The organism is Streptomyces sp. NPDC042336 (assembly GCF_055581985.1).
In genome coordinates this window covers 59,047-78,353 of the sequence record NZ_JBVJEA010000030.1, presented here as the reverse complement: position 1 = coordinate 78,353, position 19,307 = coordinate 59,047, and the positions used below count along the sequence as shown (strand labels likewise).

Here is a 19,307-nt window from a genome sequence, read left to right as displayed (position 1 = left end):
AGCCGCGAACGCAGCAGATCGTGCCGGTCCCACACCGCCGACAGCGTGGCCACCAGCCCCGCCCGGTCGATCCCCGCCGGCAGATCCACCACCGAGGACATCGTGAACCGGCCGTACCCACCCCCCAGCTCCAGCAGATACCGCGCCACCGGCAACAACGGCACAAAACCGATCCCGCCGCCCGCCAGCTCCTCCAGGGTCTCGGCGGCTCCGCCGCGCCCGGCCGCCACCCGGGCCAGTTCGGCGACCGTCCGGTTCTGGAAGACCTCGCGCGGCGTGACCTCCACGCCCCGGGCACGCGCCCGGGAGACGACCTGGATGGAGCGGATGCTGTCACCGCCCACGACGAAGAAGTCGTCGTCCACACCGACCCGGTCCACACCCAGCACCTCGGCGAACACGGCGGCCAGTGCCTGCTCGGTCTCCGTCGACGGGGCTCGGTAGGTCTCGTTCTTGAACACCGGGGCGGGCAGCGCCCGGCGGTCGAGCTTGCCGTTGGGGGCCAGGGGCAGCCGGTCCAGGACCACGAACGCGGACGGCACCATGTACTCGGGCAACCGGGCCGAGACGAACCTGCGCAGCTCCGGCACCGACACCCCCGCCGTCAGGTCGACGTGCAGGTCGCCGATGCTCTCGGCCGCGCCGGGGTCGTTGCCGATGACGCCCACGGGGACGACGTATCCGACCAGTTGCCTGGTGCCGGCGTGTTCGTGCACGCAGACCACGGCCTGGGCGACGCCGGGGTGGGCGGCGAGGGCCGCCTCCACCTCGCCCGGCTCGATGCGCAGACCGCGGATCTTCACCTGACCGTCGCCCCGGCCGACGTACTCCAGGCGGCCGTCGCGGTTCCAGCGGGCCAGGTCGCCGGTGCGGTACATGCGCGAGCCCGCCGGGCCGAAGAGGTCCGGAAGGAAGCGTTCCGCCGTCAGTCCGGGGCGTCCCTGGTAGCCGCGGGCGACCGCACCGGCGACGTACAGCTCGCCGACCACGCCCGGCGGCACGGGCGTCAGCCCCGGTCCGAGCACGTAGGCGCGCATGTTGCCCAGGGGCTCCCCGATCGGCACGCTGCGCGAGGCGTCCCAGTCCTCGGCCGCGTCCACCGTGAAGGTACCGGCGTAGAAGCTCTCGGTCTGGCCGTAGCTGTTGACGACCCGCACACCCGGAAACGCCTTGCGGGCCCGCTCCACCAGCGTGGCGGGCAGCGCCTCGCCCGCGAACACGAGGGTCTGCACGCTGGTGGTGCCCGCGATCCGGTCGAGGACCTCGGAGAACACCGACGGGACCGAGCTGATCACGCTGCCGTGCCAGTGGTCGCGTTCGCCCAGCTCCAGGACGTCACGGACCACCTCGACGCTGCCGCCGGTGGTGAGCGCCGTCATGATCTCGAACACCGACACGTCGAAGTTGACCGACGTACCGGCCAGCATCTTGCGGCCCGGGCCCATGCCGACGACCGCCGCCAGCCGCAGCACGCCGTTGACCACCCCGTGGTGGGTGATGGCCACGCCCTTGGGGACACCGGTCGAGCCCGAGGTGTACATCACGTACGCGAGGTTGTCGGGGCGCAGGACGGCCTCGACGGGGCCCGCTTCCGGGCGGTCCAGGTCCAGCTCGTCCAGCAGCAGCACCGGCACGTCGTGCCCGGGCAGCTCGCCGCCGGTCCCGGCGTCGGTGAGCAGGAGGGCGGGGGCGGCCTGGCCCAGGACCAGGCCGAGGCGGGCGCTGGGGAAGCGCGGGTCGATCGGCAGGTAGGCGGCGCCCGACTTGAGGATGCCGAGCATCGCCACGACCAGATCGGCGGAACGCGGCAGCGCCAGACCCACCAGGGACTCCGCGCCCACTCCCCGTCCGCGCAGGGCGCGCGCCAGCCGGTCGGCCCGCTCGTCCAGCTCCCGGTAGGTCAGGCGGGTCGCGCCGCACAGGACGGCCGGCGCGTCCGGGTCCACCGCGAGCTGCTGCTCGAACAGTTCCGGGACGGTCAGCTCGGGGGTCGGCGCGGCCTGCCCGGCGAACCGGGCGAGCTGTTCGCGCTCCCCGGGGAGCAGCACGTCGGCGGTGCCCACCGGGCGGGACGGGTCGGTCACGAAGTCCCGCAGCACCCGCAGGAAGCGGGGTCCGAACCGCTCCACCGTCTCCCGGTCGAACAGGTCGGTGGCGTACTCCAGGACGCAGCGCATGCCGCCGTCGGCGGGGTCGACGGCGAAGTTGAACTCCAGGTCGAACTTGGCGGTGTGGGTGGGCACCGCCTCCAGCCGTCCCCGCACGCCCGGCAGGTCCAGCTCCAGGACGTCGTTGCTCTGCCAGGTGAACATCACCTGGAACAGCGGGTGGTAGGCGGTGGAGCGCTCCGGGTTGAGCACTTCCACCAGCCGCTCGAACGGCGCGTCCTGGTTGTCGTAGGCGGCCAGGGCCCGGTCCGCGACCCGGGCGAGCGCCTCGGCGAAGGACGGGTTGCCGGAGAGGTCGGCGCGCAGCACCCAGGTGTTGACAAAGAAGCCGACGAGGTCGAGCAGCGCCTCGTCGGTGCGGCCGGCGATGGTGGCGCCGAGGGGAACGTCGTCCCCGGCGCCGAGCCGGTGCAGCAGCACCGCGAGCGCGGTCTGCATGACCATGGGGGTGGTGGCCCCGTGCTCGGCGGCCAGGCGTTCGGCCGCCTCGACCAGCTCCGGGTCGACGGCGAAGTCCACCATGTCGCCGCGGTGGCTGATCGCCGCCGGGCGGGGCCGGTCGGTGGGCAGCTGGAGCTGCTCCGGAAGGCCGGCCAGCGCCTCGCGCCAGTAGTCGAGCTGCTGGGAGAGGACGCTGTCCGGGTCGTCCTCGTCGCCGAGCAGCTCGCGCTGCCACAGCGTGTAGTCCCGGTACTGGACCGGGAGTTCCTCCCAGTCCGGGACGTCGGAGGCGACGCGTGCGGTGTAGGCGGTGGTCAGGTCCCGGGTGAGGGGCTCCATCGACTCGCCGTCGGCCGCGATGTGGTGGATGTTCAGCACCAGCAGGTGGGTCTCGGGACCGGTGCGCACCAGTACGGCCCGCACCGGGATCTCGGCCGCGAGATCGAAGTGGTGTCCGCCGACCTCGGCGACCACGGCATCCACCCCGTCGGGGGTGGTCTCGACGAGGGGGACGTCCAGGCGCAGTCCGTCCGCCGGGACGACGTGCTGGCCCGGCACCCCGTGCTCGTCGACGACGAACACGGTGCGCAGGCTCTCGTGGCGGATCACCACGTCACGCAGCGCCGCCGAGAGCGCCGCCACGTCGAGCCGTCCCCGCAGGTGCAGCAGGAACGGGATGTTGTACGTCGCCGAGGGTCCCTCGAAGCGGTCGATGAACCAGAGGCGCCGCTGCGCGAAGGACAAGGGGATCATGTGGCGTCTACTCCTCGATCAGTCGTCCTGCGCCTGTGGTCGCGGCCGGCAGGAAACCTCCGGTGACGGGCTGCCGGACCGCCGGTCAGCCGGCCGTGTGCTGTTTGACGACCGCGGCCATGCCCGCCACGGTCGGGTTCTCGTAGAGCTCCTGCGTGGTGACCCGGACGCCGAGCTTCTGCTCGGTCAGGGCCAGCAGCCGGGTGGCGCGCAGCGAGTTGCCACCGAGTTCGAAGAACGACTCGTCCCGGCCGACGTCGGCCCGGACCAGCGCGTCCGCCCACAGGCCGGCGAGTTCGCTCTCCAGGCCCTCGCGCGGGGGTGTCGCCCTGCGCCGGGCCCGCTCGGGCGCCGTGTCGGCCAGCAGCCGGGCGGCGTCCACCTCGCCGTAGGCGTCGCGGGGAATGCGGGGGACCGGGGCCAGGCGCACCGGCACGGGGCTCGCCGGGCCGGTGGCGAGCGCGTCGCGCAGGGCGCCGGGGTCGGCGCCGTCACTGACGTAGGCCAGGACGATCTCGCCGACCCGCAGCCGCTGCGGTACGAGTTCCGCGACCACGGCGGGGTTGCGCGGGTCGAGGCCGACGATCGTGTACGGGCCGGGCAGCGCCGTGCCCTCCAGGAAGAGCCGCAGTCCGGTGTCCGGGTCGATGCTGCGGAAGCCGCGGTGCTCGGCGGCGGCCTGCGAGCGGTCCCGGTTCATGCCGACGCCGGTCCACTGGCTCCAGGCCAGGCAGTGCACCCGGCGCCCGCGCTCGTGGTGCCAGTGCTCGGCGAACCCGCTGAGGAAGCTGCTGGCGGTGGCGTAGGCACCGAAGGAGTGCCCGCCGAACTCGCCGTTGACGGAGCCGAACAGCACCAGCGAGGCGTCCGGACGGTCCTCCAGGGCGCGGGCGAGGGCCAGGGTCCCCGCGACCTTGGCCCGGTACTGATCGGCGTACACCTCGGCGCTCTCGTTCACGATGAGGTGCCGGTCGAGGTCGGCCCACTGCCCGGTGGGGTCGGCCGCCGCCAGGTGCAGTACGCCGTCCAGGGCGCGTCCCCAGCGCTGCTCGGCGGCGCCGATCGCGGCACCGACCGCGTCGGCGTCGGCGACGTCCAGCCGCTCGTACGCCACCTCGCCGAGCCGGGCGAGGGCGGCGAGGCGCTCGCCCCGGTCGCCCTCGGCGGGCGAGCGGCCCACCAGGAGCAGCCGTACTCCGTAGGAGGCCAGCAGATAGCCGGCGATGTCGTGCGCGATGCCGCCGAGCCCTCCGGTGACCAGGTAGAGGCCGCCGGCGGTGACGGGGTCGGCGGGGGCCGGACCGTCGGTGTCCAGGGGCGCGAGCCGGGGCTGGAGGCGGACACCGTCGCGGGCGGCGACGAGTCCGGTGCGCTGCGGGGCGGCCAGTTCGGCGCGCAGCGCGGCGGCCCAGCCTCCCGGGTCGGCGGGCAGGTCGAGCTGCTTCACCGGCAGCGGCGCGGCCTCGCCGATCGCGGTGCGTACGAAGCCGGGCAGCGCGCAGGTGCCGAGGTCGACGCGGTCGCCGTCCCGGACGTGGAAGGCGCCGGAGGTGAGCACCAGCAGCCGGGGCCGGCCGGACTCGCCGCCGGTGAGGGCGGCGAGCAGGGCGGTGAGTTCGGCGGTGGCCGTCGCCAGGCGCTCGGCGGGCTCGCCGGTCAGGGCGAGCGGCAGCGCGTGCACGACGGTGCCGATCGCGCCGTAGCGCTCGGTGACCGAGGCCAGCAGCCGCTTCAGCTCCGCCCGGTCGGCGGTGGGGACGCGGTAGCGGTACGGCATCTCCTGGGCGAGGTCCGCGCCCCGGCGTACGGCGACGAACGGGCCGTCCAGACCGAGCCGTTCGAGGTCGCCGTCCTCGCCGAGGACCACGGTGACGCCCTGCCCGGCGCCGTCGGCCGGGGGTGCGGCATCGTCCAGCGGCACCCACTGCCGGGTGGAGAACCAGGTGTCCGGCGCCGGGTCCTCCTCGGCGGCGGCCGGGTCGCTCACCCGGTCGGCGAACCGTCCGGAGCGCAGGTCGGCGACCAGCGCGGCCCGTTGGATCTTGCCGCTCGCGGTCTTGTGGAACTCGCCCTCGGTGACCGGCACCAGCAGGTCGGGCGCGATCCCGGACTCGCGTACGAGGATCGCCCGCGCCTGTTCCTTCGTGGCGGCCAGCGCGTCCGCGTCCCAGCTCACCGGAACGAAGAAGACGACCAGCTGGTCGGTGGCGGCACCGGGTTCGCGCACGCCGGCGGCGGCGGAGAAGGTGACGCGCACTCCGTCGACCCGCTCGACCACGCTCTCCAGCTCGTGCGCCATGTAGTTGATGCCGCGCACGATGATCTGGTCCTTGCGGCGCCCGGCGATCACCACCTCGCCGTCCGTGACGAAGGCCAGGTCGCCGGTGCGGAACCAGCCCCGGTCGTCGAAGGCCTCCCGGTTCGCCTCCTCGTTGCCGAAGTAGCGGGCCATGATCGTGGACCCGGTGACCCGCAGCTCGCCCATCCGGCCCTCGGGCAGCGCCGTGCCGTCCTCGTCCACGATCCGCAGCCGCACCCCGGGGATGGGCCGCCCGACGCGGGAGAGGACCACGGCGTCGGGGTGGTCCGGCGGGAGGTGGCGCACGCTCTGCCCGAAGGAGGCCGGGTCGACGGCGACGGTGCCCGCGGCCGGGTCGTCCAGGCTCTGGCGGGTGTAGGTGATCCCGGAGCAGGTCTCGGACATGCCCCACGCGGGCACCATCGCGTCGGCGGGCAGCCCGTGCGGGGCGAGGAGTCCGAGGAACCGGTGGCTCGTGGCGGCGATCACCGGCTCGCCGCCGTTGGTGATCTCCCGCAGGCAGGACAGGTCCCAGGAGCGTCCCGAGATGTCGTCGGCCCGCTCGTTGACCATCGCCATGGCGAAGTTGGGGGCCCAGGTGTTGGTGGCGCGGTACCGGTCGGCCCAGTCGAACCACAGCAGCGGGTCGGCGAGGAAGTGCTCGATCTTGGCGTTGACGTGCAGACAGCGCAGGAAGACGTCACGGATGTTGTAGAAGGCCACCGTGACGTGGTCGAACGGCATCCAGATCAGGCTGACGTCGTCCTCGGTCAGCCCGCAGTGCCGGGCGACGGCGAAGGACCGGGAGACCACGGAGGCGTTGGTGTGCTGCACGCACTTGGGGACACCGGTGCTGCCGGAGGTGAGCAGGTTGAGCACCGGGGAGTCCCAGCCGGCCGGGAACCAGTCCTTGTCGGCCGGGTGCGCGGCGAGTTCCTCCACGGTCAGCACCCGCACGTCCGGCTCGTCCCACAGCCGGCGCACCCCGGCCAGGGCCTCGGCGGTGCCGGCGTCGGTGACCAGGACCGGCCGGTCCAGCAGCCGCCAGGCGCCCAGCAGTTTGCGGTTGGTCTCGTTCTCGGTGGCGTACGTGGTGGCCACGGCGACGGGCGTCGGCACGAAACCGCCGAGGACGCACGCCCAGAACGCGGTGAGGTAGCCGCGGTTGTCGTCGAACACGAACAGCGCGGCGTCCCCCGGCCGCAGGCCCGCGGCACGGAACCCGGCGAGCACGTGCTGGGCCTCCTCCAGCAGCTCGCGGTAGGTCTGCAGGACGTCCTCGCGGCCGGCCCGGATGTACACCGTTCCCTTGTCCGGGGCGAGTTCGGCCGCGCGGCGCAGCCCTTCCTGCAAGGTCCCGGGGGCGTCGTCGGGCAGGCGCAGGTCACCGCCGTACAGCTCGACGGGCGGCAGGACGGCATCCGTGTCCAGGGCCGCGGGCACCGGCTCGGCGGCGGGCGGGGCGCTCCGGCCGGGCCGGGGCGGCTCGGCGGCGCGCAGGCCCCGGCGGGCGACGGCGGCCGCGTCGAGGACGCCGGGCAGGCCCCGGACCGTGTCGGCGAGGCCGGCCAGCAGGCCGGGTCCGGTGGGGTCGACAGAGGTCATGCGCTCCTCCGGTTCGTCACGGGGGCCAGCGGCGTCCGGCCGATCAGGTCGACGACGTCGGCGGGAGAGTCCAGGAAGTAGAAGTGGCCGCCGGGGTAGAACTCGGCGCGGAACTCGCCGGTGGTGTGCTCCTCCCACCGCTTCACCTCGTCCAGCGGCGCCCGCGGGTCCGACTCGCCGCACAGCACGGTGACGGGGACGTCCAGCGGGTCGCCCGGCTCGACGTGGTGCCGCTCCCAGAGCGTGAAGTCCGCCCGGAGCGTGTAGAGCATCGCCTCCAGCACGTCCTCGTCGGAGGCGACCTCGGGGTCGATGCCGCCCAGGGAGAGGATCTCGGCGGCGAACTCCTCGTCGGGCAGGGTGTGCAGCCGGCGGACCGTGGAGTGGCCGGGGGCGGGCTGCGCGGACAGGAACAGGTGCGCGGGGGTCCGCCTGCCGCGCGCCGACAGGGCCCGGGTCAGCTCGTAGGCGAGGGTCGCGCCGGCGGAGTGCCCGAAGAAGGCGAACGGCAGGTCGAGCACGGGCCGCAGCGCGTGGGTCAGCGTCTCGACGAGCGGTGCGGCCTCGGTGAACGGCTCCTCGGCGATGCGGTTCTGCCGCCCGGGCAGCTGGACGGCGACCAGCTCGATCTCCGGGGGCAGCAGACCGGCCCAGTCCGCGTAGGCGGAAGCCCCGGCTCCGGCGTGCGGGAAGCAGATCAGCCGCCGGGTGGCGCGGGGCCGCGCGGCCCGCCAGACGTACGGGGTCCGGGGGGCGAGTTCCTGGTTTTCGGGCAGGGTCATCTGCGGCTGCTCCTCGCTCGTTTTCGCGCAGCCCGGCGCCAGGAGAACATGACGGCGGTCCGCTGTGGGAAAAGGCCCCGGAAAGTCGATCGGAAAGTGGTCGTCGATTGCTTCGGGGCGTCGAGACTCGAAATCAGGAGTTACGGGGCGAGCCTGCTGCCCGCGCCGTCGTTCCGGAACAGAAAAAGACTCGGCAGCCGTGCCGGTGCCCGCGCATCCATTGAAGTCCCCCGTCGTGGAATTAACCGGCCCCCGGCCGGAATCCAGCCCCCATGCCGTGCTTACCTTCATCCCTGTGCGCGGCCGCAGTCAAGCGTTCTTCCACCCGTCGCGACCCTGGTGCGGGAATACCTCTTCCCTCACCTGCGGCGGCCTCCGGCGCTGTCCTGTCGACAGGACGGAACGCCCGTCGGCGGGCGGGCTCGCCGCGCCCAGCCGCACCAGGAACTCGTACGCGGTGGGCGAGGCGTCGGTGAGGGCCGCGGCCGTGTGCCGCACCGCCGCGAACTCCCGCAGCGCCGCCGCGTCGCCGATCAGGGGCAGGGCGGCGGGAACCCGCGGCGGGGCGCCGCCGGTACCGATGAGGACGGAGGTGTACGCGTGCGCCGGCCGGCCCCGGTGCCCGCGACCGGGGTGCTCGGGACCCGGCGGCAGCACCCGCCAGCCGTCCAGCCGCGCGGCGAGGTCGCCCGGCAGCGCGAGCGTCTTGGCGTCCCGCCAGTACTGGGTGTCGTCCCGTGCCGCCCCCTGGTAGTGCAGGGTGGCGAACTCCCGCTCGGCGTCCAGCAGCGCGGCCGTCGCGGCGTTGAACCCGTCCCGCAGCCGCGGGTGCCAGTCGGCGCCGGGGAAGTGCCGTACCAACTGCTCCAGGGCGTGGTGCGTGGCCGATGCCTCCCCGACCGTGCCAAGCGGTTCGCCCCGGCCGGCCGACGCCCCGACGGCGACGCAGTTGTGCTTCCACGCCTGTGCGCCGCGCCCCGGCAGCAGCGGAGAGTGCACGGCCGCCGCCCCGGCCGCCTCCGGTCCCACGTGCTCGCGCAGGGCCCGCTCGGCCTCCTCGGGCGTGCAGTACTCGGCGGCGTACGCGTGTCCCGCGCCGATCCGGTCGAACAGCGGCACCGTCCAGATCCACCCCGCGCCGCGCGCCGTCACCGTGGTGTACGGCGGGATGCCCCGGGCCCGCATGTCCGCGGGCGCCTCCAGCGTCACCAGGGAGTCGTTGGGCAGCGTGTCCCGGTGGGACACGCGGGGCACCTTCAGCGCCCGGTGGAGCAGCAGCCCGCGTTCGCCGGTGCAGTCGACGAACAGGTCGCCGTGGATCTCCCCGTGCTCCTCGGTGACCAGGCACTCGATCCAGCCGCGCGCGTCCAGCCGTACGTCGGTGGGGGTGCCGTTCAGCGTCACCGCGCCGCGCTCCACCGCGTACCGGGTCAGCAGCCGGGCGAGCGCCGCGGAGTCCAGGTGGTACCCGTACGGGACGGCGGCGGCCGGGTCCGCGTCGGCCGCGGGGCGCGGCACGCGGCCCGCGTCGCACAGCCACGCGGAGACGAAGCAGTCCCGGTCGAACCGACCGCTGGGCCGCTGCCTCAGCCACCACTCGGTGAGCGGGAAGCCCCCGGCCCGGCGCGCCGGCTCGAACGGCAGGTAGAAGTACTGCCCGGGGCCGCTCCAGTCCTGCACCCGGACCGCCAGCTTGCAGGTGGCGTCGCAGGACGGCATCCAGTCCTCTTCCGCGAGGCCGAGGAAGTCGAAGAAGTCCTGGATGTCGCCCAGGGTCGACTCGTGTCCGGCCGGTTCACCGGCCGGCGGAAAGCCGGCCAGTACCACCTCGCACCGGTCGCCGAAAGCCGCTTTCAGATATGCGGCGGTCATCGCCCCGGCGACCCCCGATCCGACGATCACGACCTTTCCCGGGTAGTGCGTGCTCACGCCGGGCCCCCCAGTTCTTGTGTTCACTTGTCATCACGTGTCTTCTCATCGTCCTTTCCCGTCCTGTCCTGTCGACGGGACAGGACGGGAACGCCCCCCGTGCCGAAGACTGGCCAATGGCCCGGTGCGGTGGCGATGATGACGGCCCCGAATCCGGCCCCGCTCCCGCCGCGCACTTTCAGAAAAAGCCCCCGGGGGAGTTCACCGTTTCACCCGGTGGCACCCGAGAACCACATCCCAGGAAAGGGCATCGACGATGCAACGGAAACGAATCGATGTGCGGGCCTACCGGACGGCGGAACGGCTGTTGCGGCACCACCGCGGGGAGTTGCTCCCGGGCGGCCGCCTCACCCCGCGCTGGCTCGAGGACGGCACGCGGTTCTGGTACACCGTGGGCACCCCGGAGGGTAAGCGGTACGTGCTCGTCGACCCGGTGGCGGGCACCCGCCGCCTCGCCTTCGACCACGAACGGCTGGCGTCGGCCCTCGCGGCCGCGACCGGGCAGCCCGTCGACGCGGCCGCCCTCCCCCTTCCGGCCATCGGGCCGGCCGACGGGACGGTCGAGTTCGACGCCTTCGGCGAGCACTGGCTGCTGCGCCTCGACGACCACACCCTGCGCAGGACGGCGGGCGAGCCGCCCGTCGGCCCGCTGGAGGTCGCCTCACCCGACCGCAAGCACGCCGTCCACCGCGCCGGCCACGACCTGCGCGCCCGCTCGCTGACCGGGGACCGCGACTGGGCGCTGACGTCCGACGGCACCGAGGACCGGGACTACGGCGCCAACCCCGACTACCTCATGTACTCCACGCTGCTGACCAAGCTGGGGCTGCCCCATCTGCCGCCCGCCGTGGCCTGGTCGCCGGACTCCTCCCGGGTGCTGACCCACCGCACCGTCCAGGACGGCGTCCGCCGCACCCACCTGCTGCGCGCCGCCCCCGCCGGCGGCGGCGAGCCCGCGCTGCTGTCGCCGCGCTACGCGGTCGCCGGGGACGAGCACATACCGCTCGCCGAGTTCGTCGTCCTCGACGTCACGACCGGCGCCGTCACCGAGGCGCGCGGCGAGCCGGTGGCCATGTCGATGATGTCGCCGCTGTTCCAGCGGTGGGCGTGGTGGGCGCCGGACGGCTCGGCCGTCCACTACCTGTCCCGCAGCCGGGACGCGCGCACCCTCGGCCTGTACCGCCTCGACCCGGACACCGGCGAGGTGCGCACCGTCCTGACCGAGCGGGGCCGGACCAGGGTGGACCCCGCGCCGCGCCAGCTCCAGCCGCCGCTGGTGCGGGTCCTGGCCGGCGGCGAGCAGGTGCTGTGGTACTCGGAACGGGACGGCCGGGGCCACCTCTACCTGCACGCGGCCTCTACCGGCGCGCTGGTCAACGCGGTGACCTCGGGCTCCTTCGCGGTCCAGGAACTCCTGCACGTCGACGAGGCGGAGGGCACGGTGTACCTCACCGCCTCCGGCCTGGTCGAGGAGGACCCGTACCGCCGCACGGTGTGCCGCGTGGGCCTCGACGGCTCCGGTTTCGAGCGGCTCACCGACGACGACCTCGACCACGCGGTCACCGTCGCCCCGGGCGGCACCTGCTTCGTCGACTCCGCCTCCACCACCGCAGCCGCCCCCGTGATCACGGTGCGGGACTGGTCCGGGCGGGTGCTGGTGGAGCTGGAGCGCGCCGACGACACCCGGCTCAAGGAGACCGGCTGGCGTGCGCCGATACGTTTCCGCACCACCTCGGCCGACGGCAGCTGCGACGTGTACGGCCTGCTGCACCTGCCGCACGACTTCGACCCGGCCCGGCGCTACCCGGTGATCGACACCCCCTACGGGCTGCCCACCGACAACCGGGTGAGCCCCTCCTTCGACCCCGGCCACTACGGCTACGAGGCGCAGGCGCTGGCCGCGCTCGGCTTCGTGGTCGTCGCGGTCGACGGCAGGGGCTCCCCCGGCCGCTCCAAGGAGTTCCTGGACGCCTCCTACGGCAACCTGGGCGATGCCTGCGGACTGGACGACCACGTCGCCGCGCTGCGCCAACTGGCCGCCGACCGGCCCTGGATGGACCTGGACCGGGTGGGCGTCACCGGGATGTCCTCCGGCGGTTACGCCGCCGTACGGGCCCTGCTGCGCCACCCGGACGTCTTCCGGGTGGGCGTCGCCGAATCCGGCATGCACGACTTCCGGCTGCTGGAACCGGGCCTGGGCGAGGCCTATCACGGCCCCTTCGACGAGGAGGAGTACGCCGCGCTCGCCAACGAGTCGCTCGCCGACCGCCTCGAAGGCAGCCTGCTGCTCGTCCACGGCGGCCTGGACGACCGGGTGCCCCCGCAGTCCACGCTTCGGCTCGCCGAGCGGCTGATCGCCCACGGCAAGGACTTCGACCTGCTCCTGGTGCCCGACGCCGACCACATCTACTTCGGCTACGAGCACTACGTGAACCAGCGCAAGTGGGACTTCCTGGTCCGGCACCTGCTGGACGCGGAGCCGCCCGCGGACTACCGGCTGCCGCCGGTGCCGATCGACATGGAGGCACTGGGCGAGCTGTTCGGCTGAGGCCGCCCGCGGCCACCACCCGCGTGAAAAGGTGCCCGTGCCCCGGAGGAATCCCGGGACACGGGCACCTTTCACATGCTTTCGCCGGACAAGCGGGGGAAGCCGGGGGAAGCGGGCGGGTCAGCCCACCAGCGCCGCCAGGGCCTCCTGGGCCCGCCGCTGCCACGCCAGCGCGCCGATGTCCCGGAACACCTCGTGCGCGGTGCGGAGGTGGTCGCGGGCCTCCTCGGTGCGGCCCAGGCTCCGGCTCACCTCGGCGAGGACCAGCCTGACCCGGCCGGCCGCCATCGGGCTCCCGCACTCCTCCGCGGTCTCCAGCGCGTCCGCCAGGGTGGTCCCGGCCTGCTGGGTGTCCCCCTTGCGGAACCGGGTCTCGCCGAGGCCGAGCAGCGTGTAGGCGAGGCCCACCGTGTCGGACTTCTCCTTGACGATCCGCACCGCGCGCAGGAACGCCTGCTCGGCCTCGCCCAGGCTGCCCAGGGCGAGGTGGGCCTGCCCGAGCCGGTGCAGCGCCTGGGCCAGGTTCCGGGTGTCCGACCCCAGGCTCTCCCCCAGGCGCACCGCGTCGAGGGCGTAGGTCATCGCCGACTCGGGCCGCTCGGCGACGAGTTCGGTCTCCGCCATGTTGTGCAGGGTGTGGATCTCGCTGTACGCGTCGCCGGTGTCCCGGAAGATGGCCAGCGCCTCCGCGAAGATCCCCATGGCCTGCTCCGTCTCGCCCCGGGCCCGCGCGGTCTGCCCGAGCAGCCGCAGCGCCACCGCACGCCCCCGGCTCTCCCCCGCCTCCTCGTACAGCCGCACCGACTGCTCCAGGTAGCCGGAGCTGCGCTCCATCTCGTTGTGGACCAGCTCGATGGACCCGAGCCCGAACAGCATCGCGGCCTGTCCGCGCAGGTCGCCGTGGGTGTGGGCGGACTCCAGCGCCACCTCGCAGCACCGCCGGTAGTCGTCGGTGTAACTGCGGGTGCCGAAGAAGACGGCGGCCGATCCGGTCAGGTCCCAGGCCAGCTCGGCCAGTCCCGCCCGGGCCGCCTGCCGCACCGACGCGACCAGCGCCAGCCGCTCCGCCTCGAACCACTCCAGCGGCGCCGTCAGCAGCTCGTCCAGCAGCTCGGAGTCGATCCGGCGGCGCCGCACGTCACTGTGCACGCCGGTGCCGTGGCCGGCGTTCTCCCGCCGGTCGGCCTCCTCGGCGATGGTGAGGAAGGTCCGCAGCACCCGGGTGAGGGCGGCCGTACGGTCCGGTTCCGACTCCTCCTTCATCGCGCACTCCCGCGCGTACAGCCTCACCAGGCTGTGCAGGCGGTACCGCAGCTGACCGGTCGCGTCGATGCTCACGACCTCCAGGAACTGGGCGTCGACCAGGTCCTCGATCAGCCGCTCCGCGTCGATCACCTCGCGGTTGAGCAGCGCGGCACCCACCCACGCGGTGAAGTCGGGCACGTCGAGCAGGCCGAGGCGCCGCAGCAGCCGGGCCGCGTCCTCGGACAGGTACTTGTAGCTGAGCGCGAGGCTGGCCCGGATCTGCGACTCGCCCTGGCTCAGCTCGTCCAGCCGCCGCCGCTCGTCGGTGAGCCGGTTGACCAGGTAGCGCACCGTCCAGTGCGGCTTGGAGGCGAGCCGGGCCGCGGCAATCCGCAGGGCCAGCGGCAGCCGGTCGCACAACTCGGCCAGCTGCGCGGCGTCCTCGCGGGCGGTGGCGATCCTGCGATCCCCCACGATGGCCGTGATCAGCTCGACGGCCTCCGGCTCCGACAGCAGGCCCAGGTGCACCCGGGCCTGCGCGGGCCAGGTCACCAGCTCCTCCATCTGGTCCCGGCTGGTGACCAGCACACAGCACCGGCCGCCGCCGGGCAGCAGCGGCCGCACCTGCGCGTAGGCGCGGGCGTTGTCCAGCACGATCAGCACCCGGCGGTCGGTGAGCACGCTCCGGTACAGCGACACCCGTTCCTCCAGGTCGCCGGGGATCTGCTCGCCCGGCACCCCCAGGGAACGCAGGAAACGGCTCAGCACGTCGTACGCGGAGACCGGCTCGTGGTGCTCGTCGTACCCGCGCAGGTCCGCGAAGAGCTGGCCGTCGGGGAAGTGCTCGGCGGAGCGGAACGCCCAGCGCATCGCGAGGCCGCTCTTTCCTATGCCCGCGGCGCCGGTGATCAGGCCGATGGTGGAGGCGCGCTCCTCGCCGGACCCGGACAGGAGGCCGTGCAGCGCGGTCAGTTCCTCGGCCCTGCCGGTGAACGCCGGTATGTCCGGGGGAAGTTCGGCGGGAACGGCGGCCGGGGGCGCCACCGGCGCGGGGCCGGACGCGGAACCGGCCGCGGGGGCCTCGGGCCGCTCCACCACCGCGGGCGCGGGGGCCAGCGAGGGGTCGTCGCGCAGGATGGCGTCGTGCAGTTCCTTCAGGTCCGGGCCCGGTTCGATGCCCAGCTCCTCGATGAACTGGCTGTGCGCGTCCCGGTAGGTCTCCATCGCGTCCGCCCGGCGGCCCGAACGGTACTGGGCCAGCATCAGGTGGTGCCGCGTGCGTTCCCGCAGCGGGTACTCGCGCACCATCGCGGCCAGCCCCGGGATGAGTTCCTGGTGCTGACCCAGCTCCAGGTGGGTGAGGATGGAGTCGTCGTAGGCGTTGAGGCGGTGCTCCTCCAGCCGCTCCGCCTCGTCCTCGATGGCCGGCCCGCTCACCCCCGCGAAGGCGGGTCCGCGCCACAGTCCGAGCGCCTGGGCGTAGGCCTGGGCGGCTTCGGCGAGCAGCCCGCCCCGGGCGTACTGCTCGGCGCCGCGCACGAGTTCGGCGAAACGCAGCGAGTCGACGTCGTGACCGGTGGTGTCGAGCCGGTAGCCGGGATGCGCGGTGACGATGACGTCCCCGCCGACGCCCGCGCTCTTGAAGATCTTCCGCAGCGCCGCCACGCAGATGGCCACCTGGGTACGGGCGGTGGGCGGCGGATTCCTGTTCCAGACGGTGTCCACCAGGGTGTCCACGGGGACGACCCGGCCGGGCATGACCAGCAGCAGGGCGAGGATGGTCCGTTGGCGCGCGCCGCCGAGCGGGACGGCCGCCTCGCCCACGGACACCGTGAGCGGACCCAAGACGTTGAACCTGAGCTGTTCGCCCACTCCGGCCCCCTATTCGAACTGCCCGTCGGACGACAACCAATGTAGGTCACCGCCGGAGGTGATTCAGCGGGAAGGGAGCAGACCGGCACCGAAAGGGGACGAGTTCCCGGACGACCGGTGACGCGGCGAACGAAGTGCGGACCGTAATACGGGTCCTTTATGAACAATGATTGAAGCTTGATTCGGTGGACGCCGATCGATTCGGCGCTGATTCGGCCGGGACGGTCCGGCCGGCCCCGCTTCAGCCGGCCGGGGTGGCGGCCGGGGTGGGCGCGGGGGTGGGCGACCCGGGCACCACGACACTCCAGTTGATGGGGTCGGCCACCGTCGAAGTGGAATGCGACCCGTCACCGGCGCCCAGCGTCTGCACGGCCGCGCCTCCGACGGTCCAGAGCGCGGTGCCGGCGACCGCGGCGACGACGAAGGACTTGGCGGCGACGATCCAGGAGCGGTTCATTTCGGTGGCCCTCTCGGTCCGGCCCCCGGTATTCCGGGAGGCGCTGACTTCCTTGTGACCACGAAGTTAGGAAGGCGCCCTTTCGGGCTGTTATCGCGTCGTTTTCGCCTGCCGGGACGGCATTTAACGCGCTGCCCGTCAGCGATAACGGCCCCCGGGGGGAGGGTTTTCCACCCCCGGAACGCGGAGGATTTCCTGCTATCCGGGCGCCCCGCCCCGCCGGAAACTCGGTGGTGCGGCGGACCGACTGCCGCCGTACGGAGGTGAATCGCCATGACACCCGTCCCGGCACCCGGCGCCGACGCACCGCAGCCCGCCGCCGAGTGCCACATCTGGTCGCTGCCCCCGGTGCCCCGGCCCGCCTCCTGGTTCGGCCTCCTGGACAGCACCGAACTCACCCGCTGCTCGTCCTTCGCCCACGAACTGGACCTGGCCCGCTTCGTCACGGGCCGGCTGCTCGCCAAGACGGCCCTCGCCTCCCTGGTGGGCACCGGCCCGGAGGCCATCCGCTTCCGCACGCGGTGCCCCGACTGCGGCGGCCCGCACGGAAAGCCGCACGTGGTGGGGGCCGGTGCCGGCTGGGAACTGTCGATCTCCCACTCGGGCGATCTGGTGGCGGTGGCGGTGACGCTGGGCAGCCCGCTCGGCCTGGACGTGGAACGACTCGAGCCCTGGACCGGCCCGGCCCTGCCGCCGGAGTACGAGCTGGTCCTCACGCCCGCCGAGCGCGCCGCGGTCGAGGCACTGCCCGTCCGTCGCCGGGCCCGCGGCTGCCTGACGTACTGGACCCGCAAGGAGGCGGTACTGAAGGCCACCGGCGAGGGCCTCAACACCCCCATGACCGACTTCACGCTCTCCGGCCCCGACGAGCCGCCCGCCCTGCTCGGCTGGCACCCGTCCCGGCCGGCCCGCCCGGTCCCCGCCCTCGCCGACGTACGGCTCGACGACGACTACCACGGCGCGGTGGCCGTCCTGGGCGTCCCCGACGTGCACCCCACCGTGCACCGCAGCACGGAACTGCTCCCCCGGCACCACCTGATACGGCGCCACCCCGCCACCCGCGCCGCCCCCGCCCGGGCCCCTGCCCGCCCTGCCCCTTCGACAGCGCACCACCTCAACTCCCCTTACTGACCGGGAAGTTGAGTACCCGACCGACGCCACTCACGTCCGCAGGAGCCCGCCATGCCCAAGATCACGTACATCGCCGTCGACGACACCGAGACGGTTCTCGACCTCCCCGTGGGCACCAGCCTCATGCGCGGCGCCCTCACCAACGACGTGGACGGCATCGTCGGCCAGTGCGGCGGCTTCGCCCAGTGCGCGACCTGCCACGTCTACGTCGACCCGGGGGACCTCGACAGGCTGGAGCCCATGGAGGAGGAAGAGGACGGCATGCTCGACTTCACCGTCTGCACCCGCGCCGACAACAGCCGGCTGGGCTGCCAGGTCGAGGTCACCGACGCCCTGGACGGCCTGGTCGTCCGGCTCCCCGAGAGCCAGGCCTGATGAGCGCCCCCGAACCGGCCGGCCACGTCCTCGTCGTCGGCGCCGGGCAGGCCGGGCACCAGACCGCCGCCGCCCTGCGCGAACGGGGCCACCGGGGCCCGGTCACCCTCGTCGGCGACGAGGGGGTCCTGCCCTACGAACGCCCGGCGCTGTCCAAGTCCTACCTCAAGCGGGAGACGGACACCGACCAGCTGTGGCTGCGCCCGCCCACCTTCTACGAGCGCCACGGGATCGCCCGGGTCCAGGGCGCCGTCGCCGCGCTGGACCGGGCGGCACGCACCGTCCGTCTGGCCGACGGGAGCGTCCTCGGCTACGACCACCTGGTCCTGGCCACCGGTGCCCGCGCCCGGACCCTGCCCGTCCCGGGCGGTGGCCTGGCCGGCGTGCACACCCTGCGCACCCTGCGCGACGCCGACCGGATCAGGGAGGACCTGGCCCGGGCCCGGCAGGTGGTCGTCGTCGGAGCCGGGTTCATCGGCCTGGAGTTCGCCGCGGCCGCCCGCGACCTGGGGCACGAGGTGACCGTCGTCGAGGCACTGCGGCGTCCGCTGAGCCGGATCACCACGGCAACGACGGCCGAGCACCTCACCCGGCTGCACGAGGAGCGCGGCAACCGGATGCTGTTCGGACAGGGCATCGCCGCCCTGACCGGCGACACCGCCGGGCACGTGACCGGGGTGGAACTCGCCGACGGCCGCCTGCTGCCGGCGGACCTCGTCCTGGCCGGCGTCGGGGTCACTCCCCGCACGGAACTGGCCGAGGCGGCCGGACTGGCCGTGGACGGCGGGATCGTCACCGACGCCCGGCTGCTGACCGCGGACCCGTGCGTCTCGGCGGTCGGCGACTGCGCCCTCTTCCCCCATCCCGCCTCGGGGACGCCCCTGCGCATCGAGTCGGTGCAGAACGCGGTCGACCACGCCGGTCTGGTCGCCGACCGCCTCACCGGCACCGAACGCGTCTACGACGAGCTGCCCAGGTTCTGGAGCAACCAGTTCTCCGCGACCCTGCAGATCGCCGGTCTGAGCGACGGCCACGACACGGAACTCGTACTGCGCACGTCCCCGGACGCCTTCTCGGTCCTGCTCTTCCGCGACACCGCCCTGGTGGCCGTGGAGTCCGTCAACCGTCCCGCCGACCACATGGCGGCCCGCCGCCTCCTCACGAGCGGCGTCCCCCTCACCCCCGAGGAGGCCGCGACCGAGGGCTTCACCCTCCGGAACCATCTCAGGGCCCAGGCACCCACCCCCGTGCCGGCCGCATGAGAAAGGGGCGTCACATGCCCCCCACCCCACGGCGTCCGCGGCCCCACCACCGCCCCGGACCAACCGGACCGCGGACGCGGAAGGCGCCCGATCGGCGCTCACTCGTCCGCGCACAGCCGACCTGGGCGTTTCCAGGGCGGCACGCATCCTCTGATACTCTGCTTCAGCGACGTCACCCCAGCTGACGAGGGCCCCGGTCACCGGGAAGAATCGTGTTGGGGACGAAAGCAAGCGTGTGCGACACTGTCACACACAGCGCCTGGTCCTGTGGAGCAGTTTGGAGTGCTCGCCACCCTGTCAAGGTGGAGGCCGCGGGTTCAAATCCCGTCAGGACCGCTGAGGTTTCACGTGAAACCTCGCGGCTGGGTAGCTCAGTTGGTACGAGCGATCGCCTGAAAAGCGATAGGTCGCCGGTTCGACCCCGGCCCCAGCCACAGCAA

The 19,307-nt window shown here is 73.4% G+C and carries 10 protein-coding genes and 2 tRNA genes; 6 read left to right on the top strand and 6 right to left on the bottom strand.

The genetic code is table 11. The features are described from left to right. The 4 genes from ACZ6IM_RS37035 to ACZ6IM_RS37020 all read right to left on the bottom strand — a co-directional run. On the bottom strand, window positions 1-3,362 hold a 3,362-nt coding region (locus tag ACZ6IM_RS37035; protein WP_469562981.1), incomplete at its 3' end, for a non-ribosomal peptide synthetase. Between the two features lie 85 nt (window positions 3,363-3,447). After that, window positions 3,448-7,266: an SDR family NAD(P)-dependent oxidoreductase gene (locus ACZ6IM_RS37030; protein WP_469562978.1), complete on the bottom strand. Its 3,819-nt coding sequence runs from the start codon at window positions 7,264-7,266 to the stop codon at window positions 3,448-3,450. Next, window positions 7,263-8,048, bottom strand: coding sequence for a thioesterase II family protein (locus tag ACZ6IM_RS37025; RefSeq protein ID WP_469562976.1), 786 nt, complete (start codon window positions 8,046-8,048; stop codon window positions 7,263-7,265). The genes ACZ6IM_RS37030 and ACZ6IM_RS37025 overlap by 4 nt, the downstream gene beginning before the upstream one ends. A gap of 309 nt (window positions 8,049-8,357) precedes the next feature. Then, window positions 8,358-9,977, bottom strand: a complete 1,620-nt coding sequence (locus ACZ6IM_RS37020; RefSeq protein WP_469562973.1) for a tryptophan halogenase family protein — start codon at window positions 9,975-9,977, stop codon at window positions 8,358-8,360. A gap of 256 nt (window positions 9,978-10,233) precedes the next feature. Between ACZ6IM_RS37020 and ACZ6IM_RS37015 the strand changes: the two genes are divergently transcribed. Then, the gene (locus ACZ6IM_RS37015; RefSeq protein ID WP_469562970.1) at window positions 10,234-12,525 is read left to right on the top strand and encodes a S9 family peptidase; all 2,292 of its coding nucleotides are present in this window, start codon (window positions 10,234-10,236) and stop codon (window positions 12,523-12,525) included. Window positions 12,526-12,645: 120 nt separating this feature from the next. Here ACZ6IM_RS37015 and ACZ6IM_RS37010 read toward each other — a convergent pair whose 3' ends face one another. Together ACZ6IM_RS37010 and ACZ6IM_RS37005 are read right to left on the bottom strand one after the other, a co-directional pair. Next, complete coding sequence (locus ACZ6IM_RS37010; protein WP_469562968.1) at window positions 12,646-15,615, bottom strand: AfsR/SARP family transcriptional regulator; 2,970 nt, start codon at window positions 15,613-15,615, stop codon at window positions 12,646-12,648. 268 nt (window positions 15,616-15,883) lie between these two features. Continuing rightward, complete coding sequence (locus ACZ6IM_RS37005; protein WP_052843050.1) at window positions 15,884-16,099, bottom strand: hypothetical protein; 216 nt, start codon at window positions 16,097-16,099, stop codon at window positions 15,884-15,886. Window positions 16,100-16,372: 273 nt separating this feature from the next. Here ACZ6IM_RS37005 and ACZ6IM_RS37000 point away from each other — a divergent pair, with 273 nt between their 5' ends. The 5 genes from ACZ6IM_RS37000 to ACZ6IM_RS36980 all read left to right on the top strand — a co-directional run bounded on the left by ACZ6IM_RS37000 (window position 16,373) and on the right by ACZ6IM_RS36980 (window position 19,301). Beyond that, window positions 16,373-17,230, top strand: a complete 858-nt coding sequence (locus tag ACZ6IM_RS37000; RefSeq protein ID WP_052843051.1) for a 4'-phosphopantetheinyl transferase family protein — start codon at window positions 16,373-16,375, stop codon at window positions 17,228-17,230. A 51-nt stretch (window positions 17,231-17,281) separates the two neighbouring features. After that, window positions 17,282-17,605 carry a 2Fe-2S iron-sulfur cluster-binding protein gene (locus ACZ6IM_RS36995; protein WP_052843052.1) on the top strand — a complete coding sequence of 108 codons (324 nt, stop codon included), beginning with the start codon at window positions 17,282-17,284 and terminating at the stop codon, window positions 17,603-17,605. After that, the gene (locus tag ACZ6IM_RS36990; RefSeq protein ID WP_469562963.1) at window positions 17,605-18,867 is read left to right on the top strand and encodes an NAD(P)/FAD-dependent oxidoreductase; all 1,263 of its coding nucleotides are present in this window, start codon (window positions 17,605-17,607) and stop codon (window positions 18,865-18,867) included. The genes ACZ6IM_RS36995 and ACZ6IM_RS36990 overlap by 1 nt, the downstream gene beginning before the upstream one ends. A 261-nt stretch (window positions 18,868-19,128) precedes the next feature. After that, window positions 19,129-19,203: transfer RNA gene (locus ACZ6IM_RS36985), tRNA-Asp, on the top strand. A gap of 24 nt (window positions 19,204-19,227) precedes the next feature. Continuing rightward, window positions 19,228-19,301 (top strand) — tRNA-Phe (locus ACZ6IM_RS36980). Window positions 19,302-19,307: the final 6 nt, after the last annotated feature.